The sequence below is a fragment of the Aurantibrevibacter litoralis genome (assembly GCF_034651555.1).
In the GTDB taxonomy this organism is placed as follows: Bacteria; Bacteroidota; Bacteroidia; order Flavobacteriales; family Flavobacteriaceae; genus Aurantibrevibacter; species Aurantibrevibacter litoralis.
In genome coordinates this window covers 83,897-101,515 of the sequence record NZ_JAYEEQ010000007.1, presented here as the reverse complement: position 1 = coordinate 101,515, position 17,619 = coordinate 83,897, and the positions used below count along the sequence as shown (strand labels likewise).

The window sequence follows — 17,619 nt, the reverse complement described above, 5'->3', positions numbered from 1 at the left end:
TCCGTGGTTACAAGATACGCCGAGCCTAGCGGCTCTAAAATAGGAACGGGGACATCAAACAAAGAGGCAGCGCCTCGACTAATAGTGTAACAACGGACTTCAGTCCGTTGTACAAGCGAAACAACAAAAAGGAGAGCCGGAGGCTCGGAACATATAAATCAAGGAAAATGGAAAATACCGACCTGTAATGTTCGGGGAGGTACAAAAAGAGGCAGCGCCTCGGTCAATGTCATAGCAACGGACTTCAGTCCGTTGAAAAAGAGAAACAACGAAATAAAGAGCCGTAGGCTCGACCAATAGTGTAACAACGGACTTCAGTCCGTTGGAAGAAGGCAAAGAGTACAAATAAGAGCCGTAGGCTCGAAACATATAATCGGAACGAAATGGCCAATACGTATCATCAAATCTACATCCAAACCATCTTTGCAGTTAAGCATCGGAAAGCCGTACTGGATAAGGCATGGAGAACTCAACTTTTTGGCGTAATCGGTAATTTAATCAACGAAGCTAATTGTAAAACCATTATTGTAAATGGTGTGGAGGATCATGTACATTGTTTTTTTGGGTTAAAACCTGTTATATCTGTCTCGGAATTAATGAAGACTGTGAAGGCTAAATCCTCTAAATACATCAATGATCATAGACTAACTTCTGAAAGATTTGAATGGCAGGAGGGTTATGGTGTGTTTTCATACCACTATTCGATGGTGGATACCATTTTCAAATATATCAAGAATCAGGAGCAACGCCACAGATTTGTAACATTTGGTGAGGAATATCTGAGCCTGTTGAAAGAATTTAAAGTGGAATATGATGAAAGATATATTTTTCAGAATCTGTTATAGTACAATGACCAAAAAAATTGAACAATAAGTTGTATATTTCCGTAGAAGACAACGGCATGGGGATTCCGGAGGTAATTAAAAAAAATATTTCAACCGTTCTTTACTACCAAACCTACCGGACAGGGAACCGGTTTGGGATTGAGCTTAAGCTATGATATTGTAAAGGCACATGGAGGAACCTTGAAAATGGTCAGTGAAATTGGTTTAGGGACTGTCTTTAAACTTGTTTTACCACTAACGCTTTAAATAACGCCTATAATACCTTTGCATGAGCTATTAATATAGAACCAACGAGATGAAACCAAACCACCACAAAAACAAATCCCTAAAAAGCCAAATCCTTTCCTTCCTGTTCATTGCAACGGCACCCATTTGTTGTACCCTACATGCGCAAATAAACGCCTCTCAAGGGATTCCGAGCTTTACCAATTATTCGGCAGGTGGCAATCTAAGGCTTGCCAGCCAGCAAATATGGAACGTAAATCATGATCGATTTGGATTTCTCTACACAGGTACAAGTAGTGGTCTGCATAAATTTGATGGTGCGCAATGGGAATTGCTCACTTCCCCCGTTCAGGAGTTCAATACCAATGTGCGCACTACGCTGCTTGCCGCATCCGGTACTTTTTATTACGGAGCTTTGGGCGACTTCGGTTATGTTGCTCAAGATTCGATAGGGAATACCCAAATGAAATCGTTGGCCATTAACCTGCCTAAGAATGTGCTTTTCAATGATATTTGGTCTATAAGAGAAGTAGCTGGAACAATCTACTTCCAATCGCGAGAAGCTATTTTCGTGTATTCGCCCAACACCGAAGACCCAGACAACAATATCCGTATTTGGAAACCGGATACGCAATTTATGTATGCGTTTTCGCTCAATGACACCTACTACGTCCATCAAATTGACTTAGGCTTATTTCAGGAAACTCAAGGCAGCCTAACCCTTATCAACGGCAGCGAATTTCTTGGTGAAAACAGAGTACAGGTGATGTTACCCTACAAAAAACAAGGGGAGTTTTTAGTGGGGGCTTTTTCAGGTGGACTCTATCACTATGATGGAATGGCATTTCATCCTTTCCCAACCGAAATTGATCATCTTCTTGAAGACCGTAGTTTATACAAGGCCTTGGCACTACCCGATAACACCTACGCTTTGAGTGTATTGGCGCACGGATTTTACATCATAGACCAAAGTGGCAAGGTAAAATCTCACTTTCATATCAAAAATTCCATCCCCGATCAAAGCGTTTACGCCTTTCATTTGGATACTTATGGAAATTTATGGGTAGGCACCAACAACGGACTGTCTAAAATTGAAATTTTTTCGCCTGTTACCCGCTTCAATTCTGACGCGCACGAAGTGGGCAATGTCCTTTCTTTAGGCGCGTATGATGATAATCTGTATATCGGAACCTCCACCAATATACTCTATGTGGATAAGGTCGATGGGGAAATAAAGCAAATAGAAGGATTTGCCAATTCGCAGGTATTTGATTTGGAGCCCGATGGGGATCAGGTATTGGCTAGTGGCGAAGGTGTTTATAAAATTCAAGGGAATAAAGCAACTTTAATTGAGGAAACCGAAAACTACAATATCACAGAAATCCTTATTTCCAAAAAGCACTCTGGTTACGTTTTTACCGGTGGAGGTATGGGAATACATGTCTTTAAGCGGTATCGCATACCTCGTGGAGATTATAAATATGACTTCATTGGCTCTGTTCCTGGCGTAGATCGCTCTGTATATTCCCTCGTAGAAGACAGCGAAGGTGAGATTTGGGCAGGTACGCAGGCCGGAATCATATCCAGAGTGGTTTTTCCTAAAACAGCCTCCGGCAATTTAGATGTTCCTAATGTGAGCGTAACAAACTACAGTAAAGACGATGGCATACGAGGGTTATCTGGAGTGGCAGTTAACGTAAACGGTAAAATTTACAGTTCCGGTGTTAGCGGATTCTATTTCTTCGATAAACCTACGGAACGCTTTGTAAGAGATACAGTTTTTAGTTTCTCGGACGAAATCGCTTCTGTTAACTTGGATGTGTATGGTTTGGGATCTAACCAATTTGGGGATGTTTCTCTAAACTTTAAAGGTGAAAAAAGACTGGCCAAACTGCAACCCGATGGTTCATACATTTTGCAGTCCTACCCCTTAAATTTAATCGCCTCTAATACCACCACAGCTGGCTATACAGAACCTAATGGGGTGTATTGGTTTGGTACCGATGAAGGTCTATTACGGTTAGATCCTAACAAAGAATACAAAATAGATCATGAAGTACCCTTATATTTTGAATCTGTATTTTCGGGGGAAAGCCATTTAAAACTGCCGGAATATTTTCAAGATCAGGAGCCGGAATTAGCGTATAAAAGCAACTTAATAAACTTTAATTACATTGCGCCGTTTTTCATAAAGGAAACTTTGATTACCTACCAGACCTTACTTGAAGGCTTTGACCAAGACTGGTCTACCTGGGAAAACAAATCTTTTAGGGAGTTTACCAACTTGCCTCATGGCACCTATACCTTTCGGGTTCGCGCCAAAAACACCTTTGGTACGGTCTCCAAGGAAATTGCCTACACTTTTACGGTGCTCCCGCCATGGTATGCCACCTGGTGGGCATATCTCCTTTATGTACTTATTTTTGGGCTATTGGTGTATGCCTTAGTAAAAATGCAGACCGGTCGGTTGGTCGCTCGCGAAAAGGAAAGAACTAGGGAAAAAGAGTTGGCACAGGCCCATGAAATAGAGAAAGCCTATGAAAACCTCAAGGCCACCCAAGCGCAACTGATACAATCGGAAAAATTGGCCTCCCTAGGGCAATTGGCAGCCGGCATTGCCCATGAGATTAAAAACCCCATGAACTTTATCAATAATTTTTCGGAACTCAGTTTGGAATATTTGGATGAAATACGACAAGAATTAACAAAATTGGATAAAAATGAATCCACAGAAGAAATAGGCTCCTTACTTAATGATGTAGAAGAAAACCTAAAAAAGGTGCACCATCACGGCACTAGAGCCGACAATATTGTAAAGTCGATGCTTATGCACTCTCGTGGTGGCAGCGGTCTTATGGAACCTACAAATTTGAATGAACTCATTAAAGAGTATGTGAATCTGGCCTTTCATGGCATGCGTGCAGGAAAAACGGCTATTAATGTAAAAATAGAACTCGATTTGGAAGAGACCTTGCCTCTTGTAGAACTCAATGCCGAGGATTTTAGCAGGGTCATTCTTAACCTATGCAAAAATGCCTTCGATGCCATGCGCACCAAAGGCCTGCAGCCCGAACAGAAAGACTACAAGCCGGTGCTAAAAGTGCAAACCAAGAGTCAAAACAACGGCATGGCAGCTATAGACATAGAGGATAATGGTCCCGGTGTAGCAGAGGCTATTAAAAACAAATTGTTTCAACCTTTCTTTACCACTAAAAAAGGAACAGAAGGCACCGGGCTGGGCCTTAGTATAACCCACGATATCATCAGTAAACACAAAGGCACCATTACCATAGCGTCCGAAGAAAATACCTTTACCCGATTTGAAATACGATTACCCATAACCACCAAAAAAGGAACCTCATGAGAATACTCGTTGTAGATGATGAGAAAGATGTAGAAATGCTTTTTCGTCAAAAATTCAGAAAAGAAGTAAAAACCAAAAATTTGGACTTGCTGTTTGCATTTTCGGGACAGGAAGCCTTAGAACTGCTCGAAAAAAATACACCTCCCGATGTGATGTATATTTTTTCTGATATTAATATGCCCGGAATGACAGGACTTGAATTGTTAGAGATCATAAAAATGAAATACCCGCAAATAAAAATCAGTATGATTTCGGCCTATGGAGACAGCGAAAATTACAATAAAGCGATACAGTCCGGTGCCAAGGAATTTTTCACAAAACCTATCGATTTTGATTCACTTAAAGGGGAAATAAGTGCCTTACTAAATTAGGCTAAAATAAGAACCATGATGACTAAAATACTTGTTGTAGATGATGAAGATGATTTAAAGGTGTTGATAAAGCAGCGTTTCCGACAAAAGATTCGTGAAAATGAATACGAATTTATTTTTGCCGAAAATGGAAGACATGCCCTTGAACAGCTTTTGGCGCATACGGATGTAGATTTGGTATTAAGCGATATCAACATGCCTGAAATGGACGGTCTTACGCTGTTGAGTAGGATCAGCGAGCAAAATCAATTGTTAAAATCTGTCATTATTTCGGCTTATGGTGATATGAATAACATACGCACGGCAATGAATAGAGGGGCTTTTGATTTTATTACCAAACCTATCGACTTTAAAGATTTGGAAATCACTATAGAAAAAACCATTGCACATGTTACGATTTTAAAAAAAACCCTACAGGCCGTTAAAGAAAATAACATTTTGCGGATGTATGTAGATGATACGGTCCTCAATTTTATGGGCAGTCGCGAATATGAAAGCAGTCTTATGATCAATGAAACCGTAGAAGGCACAGTAGTTTTTATAGACGTGTGCGGATTTACCAGTATAAGCGAAACAGAGCCTCCCGACAAAGTGGTGGCACTTATTAATACCTATTTTGATATTATGGTAAAAGAAATTATGGCGCAAGAAGGTTTTATTGATAAGTTTATAGGCGATGCCGTAATGGCCGTTTTTAGAGGAGAATATCATTTAGATCGCGCCATCGATGCCGCTTTGGCTGTGCGTAGGGCGATCAATAATTTGCCGGTTACAGAGGGAACTATATCTTTTTTACCTAAGGTTTCTATTGGTATTAAAAGTGGTGAAATGATATCCGGGAATATTGGGTCTGCCAGTTTAAAACGTTTAGATTATACGGTCATTGGCGATACAGTAAACACGGCAGCGCGTATACAGGCAGCGGCAAAAGAGAATCAAATTCTTATTTCGGAAACCTGTTACGAAAGGGTAAAAGAATCCTTTCAATGTAAAAAATTAGATGTTATCACCATGAAAAACAAAGCGAAACCCCTAGTAGTTTATGAAGTTTTGGAATAAATTTAGGCTACAAACCACATCGTAACCCTTTAAGGCACCACCTACACTATGACATCATCTAAAGACGAAACTACAACAGATCCTTTAAAAAAACAGCTCAAAAAACCCGTAAAAAAGAGTAGAGCCTCTCACGTAGAGGATATGGTAGACCATTATTGGGGTAGTATCAACTACATCATGAGCCTCATTCAAGCATCCGAATTAAAAGCGGGGCTACTTCTTTCATTCTATGGCATTTTGTTAAACTTTATGTATCAAAAAATGGAGGAGATTTTTACCATTTTCCCAAACAACATTCCTTTATATATTCTTTTGGGTCTTTGGTTTGCATGCACTGTTGTCTCCATTTTCTATTGCATCCGTTGTTTTATCCCCAGAATAGAAGCCAAATACGATAAAAATATTTTTTTCTTTGGTGATGTCATTACTAAATTTGGAGGTATTAAGGACTTTTCCAGAACGTTTTATGAAACAAGCCTAGACGAAGAACAGTTGTTTGACCAGTTGGGACAGCAGATATTTATAATCTCCAAAATAACGGCTCGTAAGTTCAAGAATGTCAATAAAGCGCTTCGGTTTTTGGCATGGGGCATTTTGGTACTTTTAATAACCATTGTATATTATGCCGTGTTAATGGCGCTTTAATTTTTTAATTTCTTGTACCTTATCACAAACAACAGACTATAAAATCAACTATAAAAAAGCATGGACGCCGTTGGTATTGTTACCCTCATTGCTATAATTCTCTTTGCAAGGTTAGGCCTTCGTCTATATGCCAAATATAAAAAATTGAAAAACAAGGATGATGTAAAGTTCCTCTTTGTTAGAAAACATCGTAAATCCAAATCAAAAATGAAAAAAATTATTTCCGTAGGGAAATTCATAGGGTGTTTTGTCGTAGTAGTGATCTATGGATATTCATGCCAAACCAATAAAAAACCTATTGATCTTCTTATCCAAAATATCACCATCATTGATGTGGTTCATAACACCACCATACCCAATCGATATATCGCCATACACCAGGATCGAATTCTGGCGGTTGGAGGATCCGAGATCCTGGATTCTTATCGCTCAGATAGTCGCTTTGATGGGGACTCCCAATTTATCATGCCCGGTCTTTGGGACAATCATATCCATTTTGGTGGTGCCGATTATGTAGATGAAAACGAACAATTACTACCCCTGTATTTGGCTTTGGGGGTAACCACGGTTCGTGATGCGGCTGGAGATATTAGCGAAAGCGTATTGCAATGGCGCAATGAGATTGAAAACGGAAAACGTAATGGCCCACGAATTTTTACCTCAGGCCCAAAAATTGAGGGCATTGGATCCATTTGGCCGGGCGATTTGGAGGTAGGATCTCCAGAAGAATTACAAAAGGCGTTCGACTCTTTAGATCAATTGAACGTAGATTTTATTAAAATTACCGATAATACACTATCACCGGAACTTTTTCTGGAGGCCGTAAAAGAGGCTGTGAAAAGAGGGTATCCGGTTTCCGGACATTTGCCCGCTACCCTAAGCCTTAAAGAACTTTCAGAGGCCAAACTTACGACTATTGAACATCTTGGGTATGCCTTAAAAGGCGTGAGTCCGAACGAGGCCGAAATTTTGGAGGCACTTAAAAAAAAGGAAATCAACAATGCAGAAGCAACACGGATGCGCATAGAAAGCTTTGACAAGAATACCGCCTTGGAGCATTTTGGGCAATTAGCTTCCAACGACACCCGCATTGTGCCTACTTTGTCTATCAGTAAAACCATAGCCTATTTGGATAAAGACACCCATGAAGATGACGAATTTTTGAAATATTTGGGACCAAAACTAAAGGCTTCCTATCAATGGCGTGTGGAAAGGGCTGCGAAGGATAGCCCTGAAGAAATAGTTTTGCGACACCACCGGTTTGAGCAAACCGCATCCCTCCTACCGCTCTTAGTGGCCTCCGGCGTCAAAATCATTGCCGGTACCGATGCGGGGTACCTAAATTCCTATGATTATCCGGGCTTGGCCATTCACCTCGAATTACAAACTATGGTCGATTATGGACTTAGCCCACAGCAAGCCTTATTGGCGAGTATTTGGAATGGCCCTGACTATTTTGGGCTTTTACATGATTACGGCAGTGTTGAAAATGGAAAAATAGCCGATCTCTTAATCCTTCGGGGCAATCCACTAAAAACGATTCGTGAAACCCAAAATATTGAAGCGGTTATTCGAAAAGGAAACCTTATGGATCGAACATATCTGGATAGTGCCTTAAAAAATATCGAAGATTGGGTACAGCAAAAAGAAGCTACTTCGCATTAAGTCCTTATATTTATTCTGCCAACACCAACAAAGGCACCATTAGGATGCGAGTACGCCCGTGGGCTTCTAGGCGCTTTTAAAAAATTGTAAGCCCTACGCTAAAAAAATATAGATTGATGTGGAACGCATGCGTGTCAAAAAAAAGATTTAAACCCCGTATTACAGTATCGTAAAATGAACAAATTGCTATTCCTTTGTTTTGTGGTTGCCATCTTTGGTTTGGCCTCCTGTACTACATCACCCAAAATTAAAGTGGACGTAGTACTGCTAAATGCTCAAGTAGTAGATGTTGTTTCGGGACACATTACGCCGGCTCAATTCATTGCAATACGGGGCGATAGTATTGCTATGGTAGGTCCTATGAATCAAAATAGCGACTACAGAGCTACGGAAACCACTGATGTAAAGAATGCCTATGTCATGCCCGGCTTATGGGATAACCATGTTCATTTTCGTGGTGGCGATTCCCTTATTCACGAAAACCAAAATATGCTACCCCTATTCTTGGCGTATGGCATTACCACGGTTCGTGACGCAGGCGGTGATATAAGCCCGGCGGTTATGGAATGGCGCAAGGCTATAACGCATAATACGCTGCAGGGGCCAACCATTTTTACTTCGGGTCCCAAATTGGATGGTAGTCAACCTGCATGGGCTGGCTCCCTACACGTTGAAAATGAAGAAGACATTACTGCAGCCCTAGACGCGTTGCAAGGCCTTGGTGTAGATTACGTAAAAATGTACGATGGTAATTTAAGTGCAACGGCATTTTATGCTATTATTACTGCTGCCGAAAAAAGAGGACTTAAAACAACCGGACATATGCCACTGTCTGCTGATATTTTGAAGGCTGTTGCCATGGGTTTAGACGGCTCCGAACATTTATATTATGTACTAAAAGCTTGTTCATCCAAAGCAGATAGCCTTACCGCTCTCGGCATTGGTTATGGCATGATCGCATCGCTCATTGATACCTATGACCCCAATCAGGCTGCTTTGGTTTTTAAGGATTTGGCCAAAAATAATGTCTATATTACGCCTACGCTACACATTGGATCGGTTTTGGCGCATGTGCTAGATGTAGATCACAGCAAAGACACCTTACTCCCCTACATCGGTAAAGGAATTCAAAAGACATATGAAGGTCGGGTTTCGGGGGCTAAAAGAGCGCGTGAAGCAGGAAACAATACACGCTTACGAACCGAGACAAAATTTAAGGAAATGGTCTTGCCGATGTATACGGCAGGGGTACCCTTGTTGGCCGGATCAGATTGTGGAGCCTTTAATTCTTTTGTATATCCCGGAGAATCCTTACTCCAGGAATTAAAAGCAATGGTAGATGCCGGATTGTCCCCAAAAGAGGCCTTAGAAACTTCAGTCATCAATGGCCCTAAATTCTTTGGTTTAGAAAATCACTATGGACAGGTAGCCGCCAATAGAAAAGCAGATTTACTCGTTCTTACTAAAAATCCTTTGGAACGTATAGACCACTTAAACTCCCTTTCCTATCTTATACACCAAGGCAAAATAAGAGATAAAAGCGCATTAGATATTCTGCTCAAAGAAGTGGGTTTAGATTAGGATATAATCGCTAATCGTTGGGTGTAAAAAGATAAAAAAGTGTACCTTTAATACCCAATTTAAATTCCATTTAAAAATGAAAAAACCACTTATGTCCGCCATTGCTGTTTTCACAGTTATTGCAGGAATTGCACAACAAGAGGATACCCGATATTACGAACTGCGAACCTATCATACCAATGAAGGAAAACGTCCGGAACTTATTCAGCGTTTTCAAAACCATACCTTGGCTCTTTTTGAGGAGAGTGGTATGGAGAATATTGCTTATTTCCTGCCTTTGGATTCGGAAAATCAGACTTTAGTCTATTTTTTAGCCTATCCGGACAAGGCCTCCCGAGAAGTCATGTGGAAGAAATTTTTGGAAAATCCGAAATGGAAAGCAGCGTATCAAAAATCGATTGAAAACGGTAAACTCGTTGCGAAAATTGATGAGGTATATCTCAGAATAGCACCGGAGCTAAACCACGAATTACCTGCGCAACAGGCTAAGGATGATACCGTTTTTGAACTGCGCACGTATTATTGTTTGCCGGATAAATTAGATGATTTACATGCGCGTTTTAGAGATCATACCCTAAAATTATTTGAAAAACACGGAATGGCAAATATAGTGTACTGGCTTACCGATGAAAAGGATGGCGCACAATCCAAATTAGTATATCTTTTGGCACACCAAAGTATGGATGCTGCAAAAGCCTCTTGGGAAAATTTCCGTACAGACCCGGAATGGATTCGTGCCCGGGATGCTTCTGAAGTTGATGGTAAGATTGTAGAAAAAGTAGAATCCTTGTATTTAAAGGCACTTCCGTTTTCTGCCATCAAATAATTTGATTATGTATCAATGTAATAATGCTAGTGATTTGAGGATTTGTTAATTTGTTGATCTGGAAATGGAGCAATTTGTTAATTTGAGGATTTGCTAATTTGTTGATGTGAAAATGGAATAATGTGAAAATGGAGCAATTTGAGGATTTGGTGATTTGTTGATCTGAAAAATGGAACAATGTGAAAATGGAGTAATTTGTTAATTTGAGGATTTGATGATTTGTTGATCTGAAAACGGAACAATGTGAAAATGGAGCAATTTGAGGATTTGCTAATTTGTTGATCTGAAAGTGAAACAATGTGATCTGCGAAATAAAGAATTTCATGAAACAAACCAACCACGAGCAACCCTATACTAAGAACTAATAGCTATTATCTATGAGAATATCCCTGTTGTACCTCTTACTACTCCTATTTCTACTACCATTCGTAACCGTATCGCAACTTAGATCTAAGCTGGAACCCACGGATATTTTTAATTTGGAAATGGTCACCGATCCCCAAATTTCTCCGGATGGTAGTACAATTGTCTTTGTTCGGAATTTTAAAGATATAATGACCGATAAGGATTATTCCAATTTATGGATAATACATAGCGATGGAGCACAACAACAACCTCTTACACAAGGTAATCAGCGGGATTATGCGCCAAAATGGTCTCATGACGGCAAAAAATTGGCCTACCTTTCTAACCAACAAGATGACAAAGTAAAACTATATGTGTTTGATGTAGCCACTAAAATTTCGATTGCGCTTACCAACAGTGCGCAAGCGCCCGGAAGCATTTCATGGTCTACTGACAACAGGCAATTGGCTTTTACGCAATTTGTTCCTGAGACTAAAAAATCCCCATTACAATTGCCTGAAAAACCCGAAGGCGCCAATTGGAATGATGCCCCAATCTACATCGACGAAATGATCTATAGAAAAGACGGGCAAGGCTATAGTAAACCGGGCAATACACAACTATTTACCATCGGATTGAACGGTGGTACAGCGCGCCAATGGACTTTCACCAAACACAACTATGGAAATCCTGTATGGACAAAAGATGATAAAAGCCTTCTCTTTTCGGCTAATTTACATGACAATCACGAATTAGAACCTTTAAATTCCGAAATTTATCAATTAAATTTTGATGATGGAACGGTTAAAATGCTTACATCTCGTTTTGGTCCGGACAGTGACATTGCCCTTTCTCCGGACGGAAAACGAATCGCTTTTACCGGTTTCGATGATACCTTTCAAGGCTATCAGGTGCGCCAACTTTATGTGATGAACATAGACGGTAGTGTGGCTAAAAGTTTGACCTCGACCCTCGATCGAAGTGTTTCAAACCCGCAATGGGAAGGAAACGGAAAAGGGATCTACTTTCAATACAACGAAAGAGGAGATACCAAGGTTGGCCATGTAGCGCTCACTGGGAAAATTAGAACTATAACCGAAGGTTTGGGAGGATTAGACCTAGGAAGACCTTATAATTCTGGTACCTATACCGTTTCTACAACAAATAAACTGGCCTTTACCGCAGGCGGTACGCAACAACCGGCCGATCTAGGAGTTTGGATAAACGGTGAAAACAAAAGACTTACCCAACTTAATGAGGACTTATTTTCGTTTCGCACATTAGGCAAGGTTCAAGAATTATGGTGGGATTCGTCGTTTGATCAAAAAAAGATTCAAGGTTGGGTAGTAACACCACCCGATTTTGATCCCAGCAAAAAATATCCCTTTATTTTAGAAATTCATGGCGGCCCCTTTGCCATGTACGGCGCATCTTTTTCGTACGAAGTACAACAATACGCCGCCGCCGGTTATGTAGTGTTATACGCCAATCCCAGAGGCAGTACAGGATACGGTGAAGAGTTTGGGAACGCCATTCATCACAATTATCCCAACCATGATTACGACGATTTAATTTCGGGGGTAGATGCGGTAATTGCAAAGGGCTATATTGATACCCAAAATTTATTTGTTACAGGAGGTAGCGGCGGTGGCGTACTTACGGCATGGATAATAGGGAAAACGAATCGCTTTATAGCTGCCGTAGTTGCTAAACCCGTTATTAACTGGTATAGTCATGCCCTTTATGCAGATAATCCGGCATTTTTTACCAAGTATTGGTTTCCAGGAAAACCATGGGAAGCCACCGAAAATTATATGAAACGCTCGCCCATTTCTCTTGTAGGGAATGTAAAAACGCCCACCATGTTACTTACAGGAGAACAAGATTATAGAACACCAATGAGCGAATCGGAGCAATATTATGCTGCCTTGAAGCTACAAGGAGTAGAAACGGCATTAGTTAAAATTCCTAATGCCTCCCATGGCTTAGCAAACCAACCTAGCATGCTGATGCATAAAACGGCGTCCATTTTAAGTTGGTTTAATCACTATAAAAACAAGGAATAATTTGATTATGTATCAATGTAATAATGCTAGCGATTTGAGGATTTGTTAATTTGTTGATCTGAAAAATGGAACAATGTGAAAATGGAGTAATTTGAGGATTTGATGATTAAAAAATAGGAAGACAGCGTATTATCTTATAAATTCTTGCGGTCTATGTAGCTAGGCACAACTTCGAAAGAAATTAAAATAGAAGCGGTCTGGATCAAAATTAGTAGAATAAAAACCAATAACGACCCGAATGGTACTGGCAGGGTAACCATTTAAAAAGTGAGCCAATACTAACCGATACATACAAGTAATATCGGGTGATTTGTAAGTATATAAATTGATGAAAAAAAATAAACCAACTCTTATACGCGGGATACTCCTGATTTGTTTAGTTTGCACCACGCCACTGTTTGCACAGACCAAAGTGCTATCGTACAACATTAAATACGACGCCAAATCTGATAAAATAAATAACTGGGAACTTCGCAAAGAGGAGATGGTGCGTTTGCTTACACATTACGACCCTGCTTTCATTGGCCTGCAAGAAGCGCTACACAACCAACTAACCTACCTCAATGAGGCCCTGCCAACCTATAATTACATTGGTGTGGGTCGGGATGATGGGAAGCAAAAAGGAGAATACGCGGCCATTTTATACGATAGTACACTTTATAAGGTACTACAATCCAATACGTTTTGGCTTTCCAAAACACCTGAAAAAATATCTAAGGGTTGGGATGCCGCCCTAGAACGTATCTGTACTTACGGTCTTTTTGAACACCGCCAGACCAAAGAACGAATTTGGGTATTTAATACCCATTTTGACCATGTTGGAGTACTGGCACGGGAAAATTCCGCCCAATTAATTATCGATAAAATAAAAACCCTCGCCACAGATACTAGCCCAGTTATCCTTATGGGCGATTTTAATTTAACTCCGGAAACCAAAGGCATTTCTATCATTAGAGACTATCTTGAAGACGGGAAACGCAGCACACTAAAGCCTTTCTATGGGCCACGTGGCACCTTTAATGGTTTTGATCCTAGTCTAAATCTAGATCGGCGCATCGATTATATTTTTGTGAAAAATAGAAAGGTAAAAGCGTATATCCATATCGATGATCGTATGGAAAATAATAGGCACATTTCGGATCATTTGCCCGTATATGCTATTATTGAATAAACCGTACGGCATTTAAAACATAACGCACCTACTTGTTTAAAATTTTAATATTCAATTATTTCTAACTATTTTAAGACATGAAAATCAATATTCTCCTTTTCGCACTCATGCTTGGTAGTGCCCTATCTGCCCAGCGACCTTCTGCTTTGGATAATGGGAAATTTATCGTAAAAGACCAGCAACAACTGCTCTACGGTGGCTCCGAAGAGGAACATTTTAAAATTGACAATCTCGACCTAAAAAAGGAACAATTTCATTATGGATTAGGGCGCGAGCGGTTTCCTGCCCTATTAGAACCCAATTTTGAATCGGTTACGGAAGCCAACAGGCATTGGAAGGATGAAGATCGCTTTTTGGTGGCTAAAAAAGGAAATACCGTAAAAGCCTATTCTGTAAAAGACCTTACAAGACACGAAGTAGTTAACGATGTTTTAGAAGGAGAACCCATTTTTGCAGCCTATTGTATTTTGGCCGATTTAGGAGCCGTATATAAGCGCACGTATAACGACAAAGTTTTTACCTTTGCTGTAAGTGGTTATACCTATTTTGACCCCAAGGTATGGGATGGTTTAGATGGATTTATACTTTGGGATAGAGAAACCGAAAGCCTTTGGTGGCCTTTAATTGACAAGGCCGTATCCGGAGATCTTAAAGGAGTTCCCTTATTGAAGTTAGAGGATTTGTATTGGGAGGATACCACTTGGAAGTCCGTTAAAAATAAGTATCCGAAAGCGGAGGTACTCATTACGGGACAAGATTTTGAGCGACCTAAGTCGTGGAGGTCCTATGACAATGTATCGGATGTGGTAAAAAATTATACTCAAAAATAAGCTAGGAACTACATTATACCATTCCTGATAAGAACATTTAAGCGAACCTTATGTACATTCCGTCTTACTACAAGAATGAAAATCTTAGCGAAGTTAAAGATTTCCTTGTAAAGCACAGCTTTGGAATTCTAGTAAACAACGTTGATGGAAAACCGTGGGCTACCCATATTCCTTTGGAATTAAATAAAGATTCGGACGGGAATGACATTTTGGTGGGTCATATCTCCAAGGCTAATCCGCAGTGGCACTATTTTAAACCTACAGAAGAAGTGCTCTGCATTTTTAACGGGCCTCATAGTTACATTTCTTCGTCTTGGTATAAGGAAGAGGAAGTACCCACATGGAACTATATTGCGGTACATGTCTATGGAAAACTTAGCATACAGGATGAAACTCATGTCCTAAAATCGATGCATAAATTGGTAGATAAATACGAGAAGAATGTTAAAGACCCTATCTCAGTACACCACATGTCTCCCTCTACGATACAGCAAGTAAAAGGTGTGGTAGGTTTTGAGATTACTATTACAAGCATACAGGCTAGCTACAAACTTTCACAAACCAGACCACAAGATCATGCTAAAATTATACAAGAATTAAAGGAAACTAGAGATCCGGGAGCACATGCCATTGCCCAAGCCATAAAAAAAAGTGGCAGTGAACCTAATGTAGATTCTTGACTCCTTGCTTTAAAAAATCCAATTATGACGATTAGGTGTATCCCACTTTTAGTGCTGCTATTACTTTCCTTTGGATGTAAAGACATTAAAAAAACTACCAAAGAAATTACCTCTGGCAACCCCATTTTTCACGGATGGTATGCCGATCCGGAGGTGGTTGTTTTTGATAATGAATATTGGATTTATCCTACTTTCTCCGCTGCTTTTGATAAGCAGGTTTTTATGGATGCCTTTTCATCCAAAGATCTTATCACATGGAAAAAATATCCTTCTATCATTGATACTACACTCATCAAATGGGCGAAACAAGCCCTGTGGGCACCTTCTGCGATTGAAAATGATGGGAAGTACTATTTGTTTTTCTCTGCGAACGATATTCAACGACCGGGAAGACCCTCCTGGGACGAAAACAATCCCATTAACCATTTTGGTGGCATTGGTATTGCCGTAGCCGATGCCCCCGGTGGACCTTTTACAGATTATTTGGGAACGCCGCTTATTTCAGATTTTTATAATGATGCCCAACCCATTGACCAATTTGTTTTTAAAGATGATGATGGTACTTTTTACATGTTTTACGGAGGTTGGGGTCACTGCAATATCGGTGTATTAAATGAGGACTTTACAGGTTTTATTCCTAATTCTGAGGGTAACTTAGTTACAGAAATAACGCCAGAAGGATATGTTGAAGGCCCATTTGTGTTTAAGCGTTTGGGTACTTACTATTTTATGTGGTCCGAAGGAAATTGGACGGATGGCTCGTACAAAGTGGCCTACGCCATGTCCGATAACGTTACCGGACCATATACACGTATCGGAACCATTTTACAAGCAGATCCTGAGGTAGCCACAGGCGCCGGACACAATTCTGTATTGCACATTCCCGGAACAGATCAATGGTACATCGTATACCACCGAAGACCCATACCCAATGAAGACAGAGATCACAGAGTAACCTGCATAGACAAACTAGAATTTAATGCGGATGGTACGTTAAAAGATGTGGTCATGACTTTTGAGGGCGTGGCACCAAACGCTTTAGCCCGCTAAACGGCCATGGAGCAATCCAACGAGACCCTAATAGAAACATGTACCTTATGTTTCTATGTGCCTGCCGGGCAACAACGCATCCTTTTCGGTGCTTTCACAAAAAACAAGATGAGAAAAGGGTTATGAGAAAGGGGGTTGAATATAAATTGAGGTTTTTTAATACACTGTTCCTATCGGATTTTCATTCAACAAAGATCTGTTTTGTAACGAATCGAACTCACGGTATAGTACAAGGCTTTAAAGGAAAAAACCGGATCTAAGCCCTGTTGCCGTGTTGAACACCATCCCCTTCGCTTTGTTTATCCCTTGCTTAGATCGCATTTAATAACGCTTATCCTTTTTTCCTTGTGGGGTTGTCTATTCTTTTGCGCAAATTCGGTATGGTAGCGATGCGCTTCAAGGAATTTTATTTGCATCCTATTCCACTGTTCCCTTGTAGACAGCACCGAAAATAGTTTTAATTCCTGAAAAAGTTTCTCGCTAATTTCCGGAAAATCCATTCTTCCCAAGTAATCTAAATCCGCATCACAAATAATTTTTTCTAAATGGGTTTTTGGGGATTGAGGTATTTTTGTTGCCAAAATCAATCCCTTCACCGTATCAATATCCGGTTGCGAAAAATTATATTTTTGCATCATTTGTTGCGCTATTTCAGCACCTATTTGTTCATGGTCAATGTGCGAAACCGTAAAACCGATGTCGTGCAAAAGAGCTCCAATTCTTAGGAGTTTGGCTGTTCTGGAATCGATTTTTTCACGCGTAATGTATTGGTTGCACACCTTCAGTACATCTAAGGTATGAGACAAAGCATGATAGGTTAATTTAGGAGATAGTTTTTTCTTTAAAACTTCCAAAATCTCCTTTCTAAGTTTGATGTATCCTTTCATCTATTCTTC

At 40.2% G+C, this 17,619-nt stretch carries 15 protein-coding genes; 14 read left to right on the top strand and 1 reads right to left on the bottom strand.

Features of this window, described 5'->3' with window-relative positions:
• Positions 1–383: 383 nt before the first annotated feature.
• The 14 genes from tnpA to U1E44_RS08050 all read left to right on the top strand — a co-directional run bounded on the left by tnpA (position 384) and on the right by U1E44_RS08050 (position 16,723).
• On the top strand, positions 384–845 hold the full coding sequence (gene tnpA / locus U1E44_RS08110; RefSeq protein ID WP_322930566.1) for an IS200/IS605 family transposase: 462 nt from the start codon (positions 384–386) through the stop codon (positions 843–845).
• A 132-nt stretch (positions 846–977) separates the two neighbouring features.
• Positions 978–1,091, top strand: a complete 114-nt coding sequence (locus tag U1E44_RS16775) for a hypothetical protein (protein ID WP_323673865.1) — start codon at positions 978–980, stop codon at positions 1,089–1,091.
• A gap of 49 nt (positions 1,092–1,140) precedes the next feature.
• The gene (locus U1E44_RS08105; protein ID WP_322930565.1) at positions 1,141–4,434 is read left to right on the top strand and encodes a sensor histidine kinase; all 3,294 of its coding nucleotides are present in this window, start codon (positions 1,141–1,143) and stop codon (positions 4,432–4,434) included.
• Positions 4,431–4,805, top strand: a complete 375-nt coding sequence (locus tag U1E44_RS08100) for a response regulator (protein ID WP_322930564.1) — start codon at positions 4,431–4,433, stop codon at positions 4,803–4,805. The genes U1E44_RS08105 and U1E44_RS08100 overlap by 4 nt, the downstream gene beginning before the upstream one ends.
• A gap of 15 nt (positions 4,806–4,820) precedes the next feature.
• A complete protein-coding gene (locus U1E44_RS08095) occupies positions 4,821–5,864 on the top strand; it encodes an adenylate/guanylate cyclase domain-containing protein (RefSeq protein ID WP_322930563.1) in 1,044 nt (347 codons plus the stop codon).
• Between the two features lie 48 nt (positions 5,865–5,912).
• The gene (locus U1E44_RS08090) at positions 5,913–6,509 is read left to right on the top strand and encodes a Pycsar system effector family protein (protein ID WP_322930562.1); all 597 of its coding nucleotides are present in this window, start codon (positions 5,913–5,915) and stop codon (positions 6,507–6,509) included.
• Positions 6,510–6,716: 207 nt separating this feature from the next.
• Positions 6,717–8,174 carry an amidohydrolase family protein gene (locus U1E44_RS08085; protein ID WP_322930561.1) on the top strand — a complete coding sequence of 486 codons (1,458 nt, stop codon included), beginning with the start codon at positions 6,717–6,719 and terminating at the stop codon, positions 8,172–8,174.
• Between the two features lie 174 nt (positions 8,175–8,348).
• On the top strand, positions 8,349–9,755 hold the full coding sequence (locus U1E44_RS08080) for an amidohydrolase family protein (RefSeq protein ID WP_322930560.1): 1,407 nt from the start codon (positions 8,349–8,351) through the stop codon (positions 9,753–9,755).
• Positions 9,756–9,831: 76 nt separating this feature from the next.
• The gene (locus U1E44_RS08075; protein ID WP_322930559.1) at positions 9,832–10,581 is read left to right on the top strand and encodes an NIPSNAP family protein; all 750 of its coding nucleotides are present in this window, start codon (positions 9,832–9,834) and stop codon (positions 10,579–10,581) included.
• A 377-nt stretch (positions 10,582–10,958) separates the two neighbouring features.
• Positions 10,959–12,992: a S9 family peptidase gene (locus tag U1E44_RS08070; protein WP_322930558.1), complete on the top strand. Its 2,034-nt coding sequence runs from the start codon at positions 10,959–10,961 to the stop codon at positions 12,990–12,992.
• A 328-nt stretch (positions 12,993–13,320) separates the two neighbouring features.
• A complete protein-coding gene (locus U1E44_RS08065) occupies positions 13,321–14,163 on the top strand; it encodes an endonuclease/exonuclease/phosphatase family protein (RefSeq protein ID WP_322930557.1) in 843 nt (280 codons plus the stop codon).
• A gap of 77 nt (positions 14,164–14,240) precedes the next feature.
• Positions 14,241–14,993 (top strand): DUF3179 domain-containing (seleno)protein, encoded by a 753-nt coding sequence (locus U1E44_RS08060; RefSeq protein WP_322930556.1) that lies wholly within the window; start codon positions 14,241–14,243, stop codon positions 14,991–14,993.
• A gap of 50 nt (positions 14,994–15,043) precedes the next feature.
• Positions 15,044–15,673 (top strand): FMN-binding negative transcriptional regulator, encoded by a 630-nt coding sequence (locus U1E44_RS08055; RefSeq protein ID WP_322930555.1) that lies wholly within the window; start codon positions 15,044–15,046, stop codon positions 15,671–15,673.
• Between the two features lie 24 nt (positions 15,674–15,697).
• The gene (locus tag U1E44_RS08050) at positions 15,698–16,723 is read left to right on the top strand and encodes a glycoside hydrolase family 43 protein (RefSeq protein ID WP_322930554.1); all 1,026 of its coding nucleotides are present in this window, start codon (positions 15,698–15,700) and stop codon (positions 16,721–16,723) included.
• A 299-nt stretch (positions 16,724–17,022) separates the two neighbouring features.
• On the opposite strand, the gene U1E44_RS08045 is transcribed toward U1E44_RS08050, so the two are convergent.
• A complete protein-coding gene (locus U1E44_RS08045; protein WP_322930553.1) occupies positions 17,023–17,610 on the bottom strand; it encodes an HD domain-containing protein in 588 nt (195 codons plus the stop codon).
• Between the last annotated feature and the right edge of the window lie 9 nt (positions 17,611–17,619).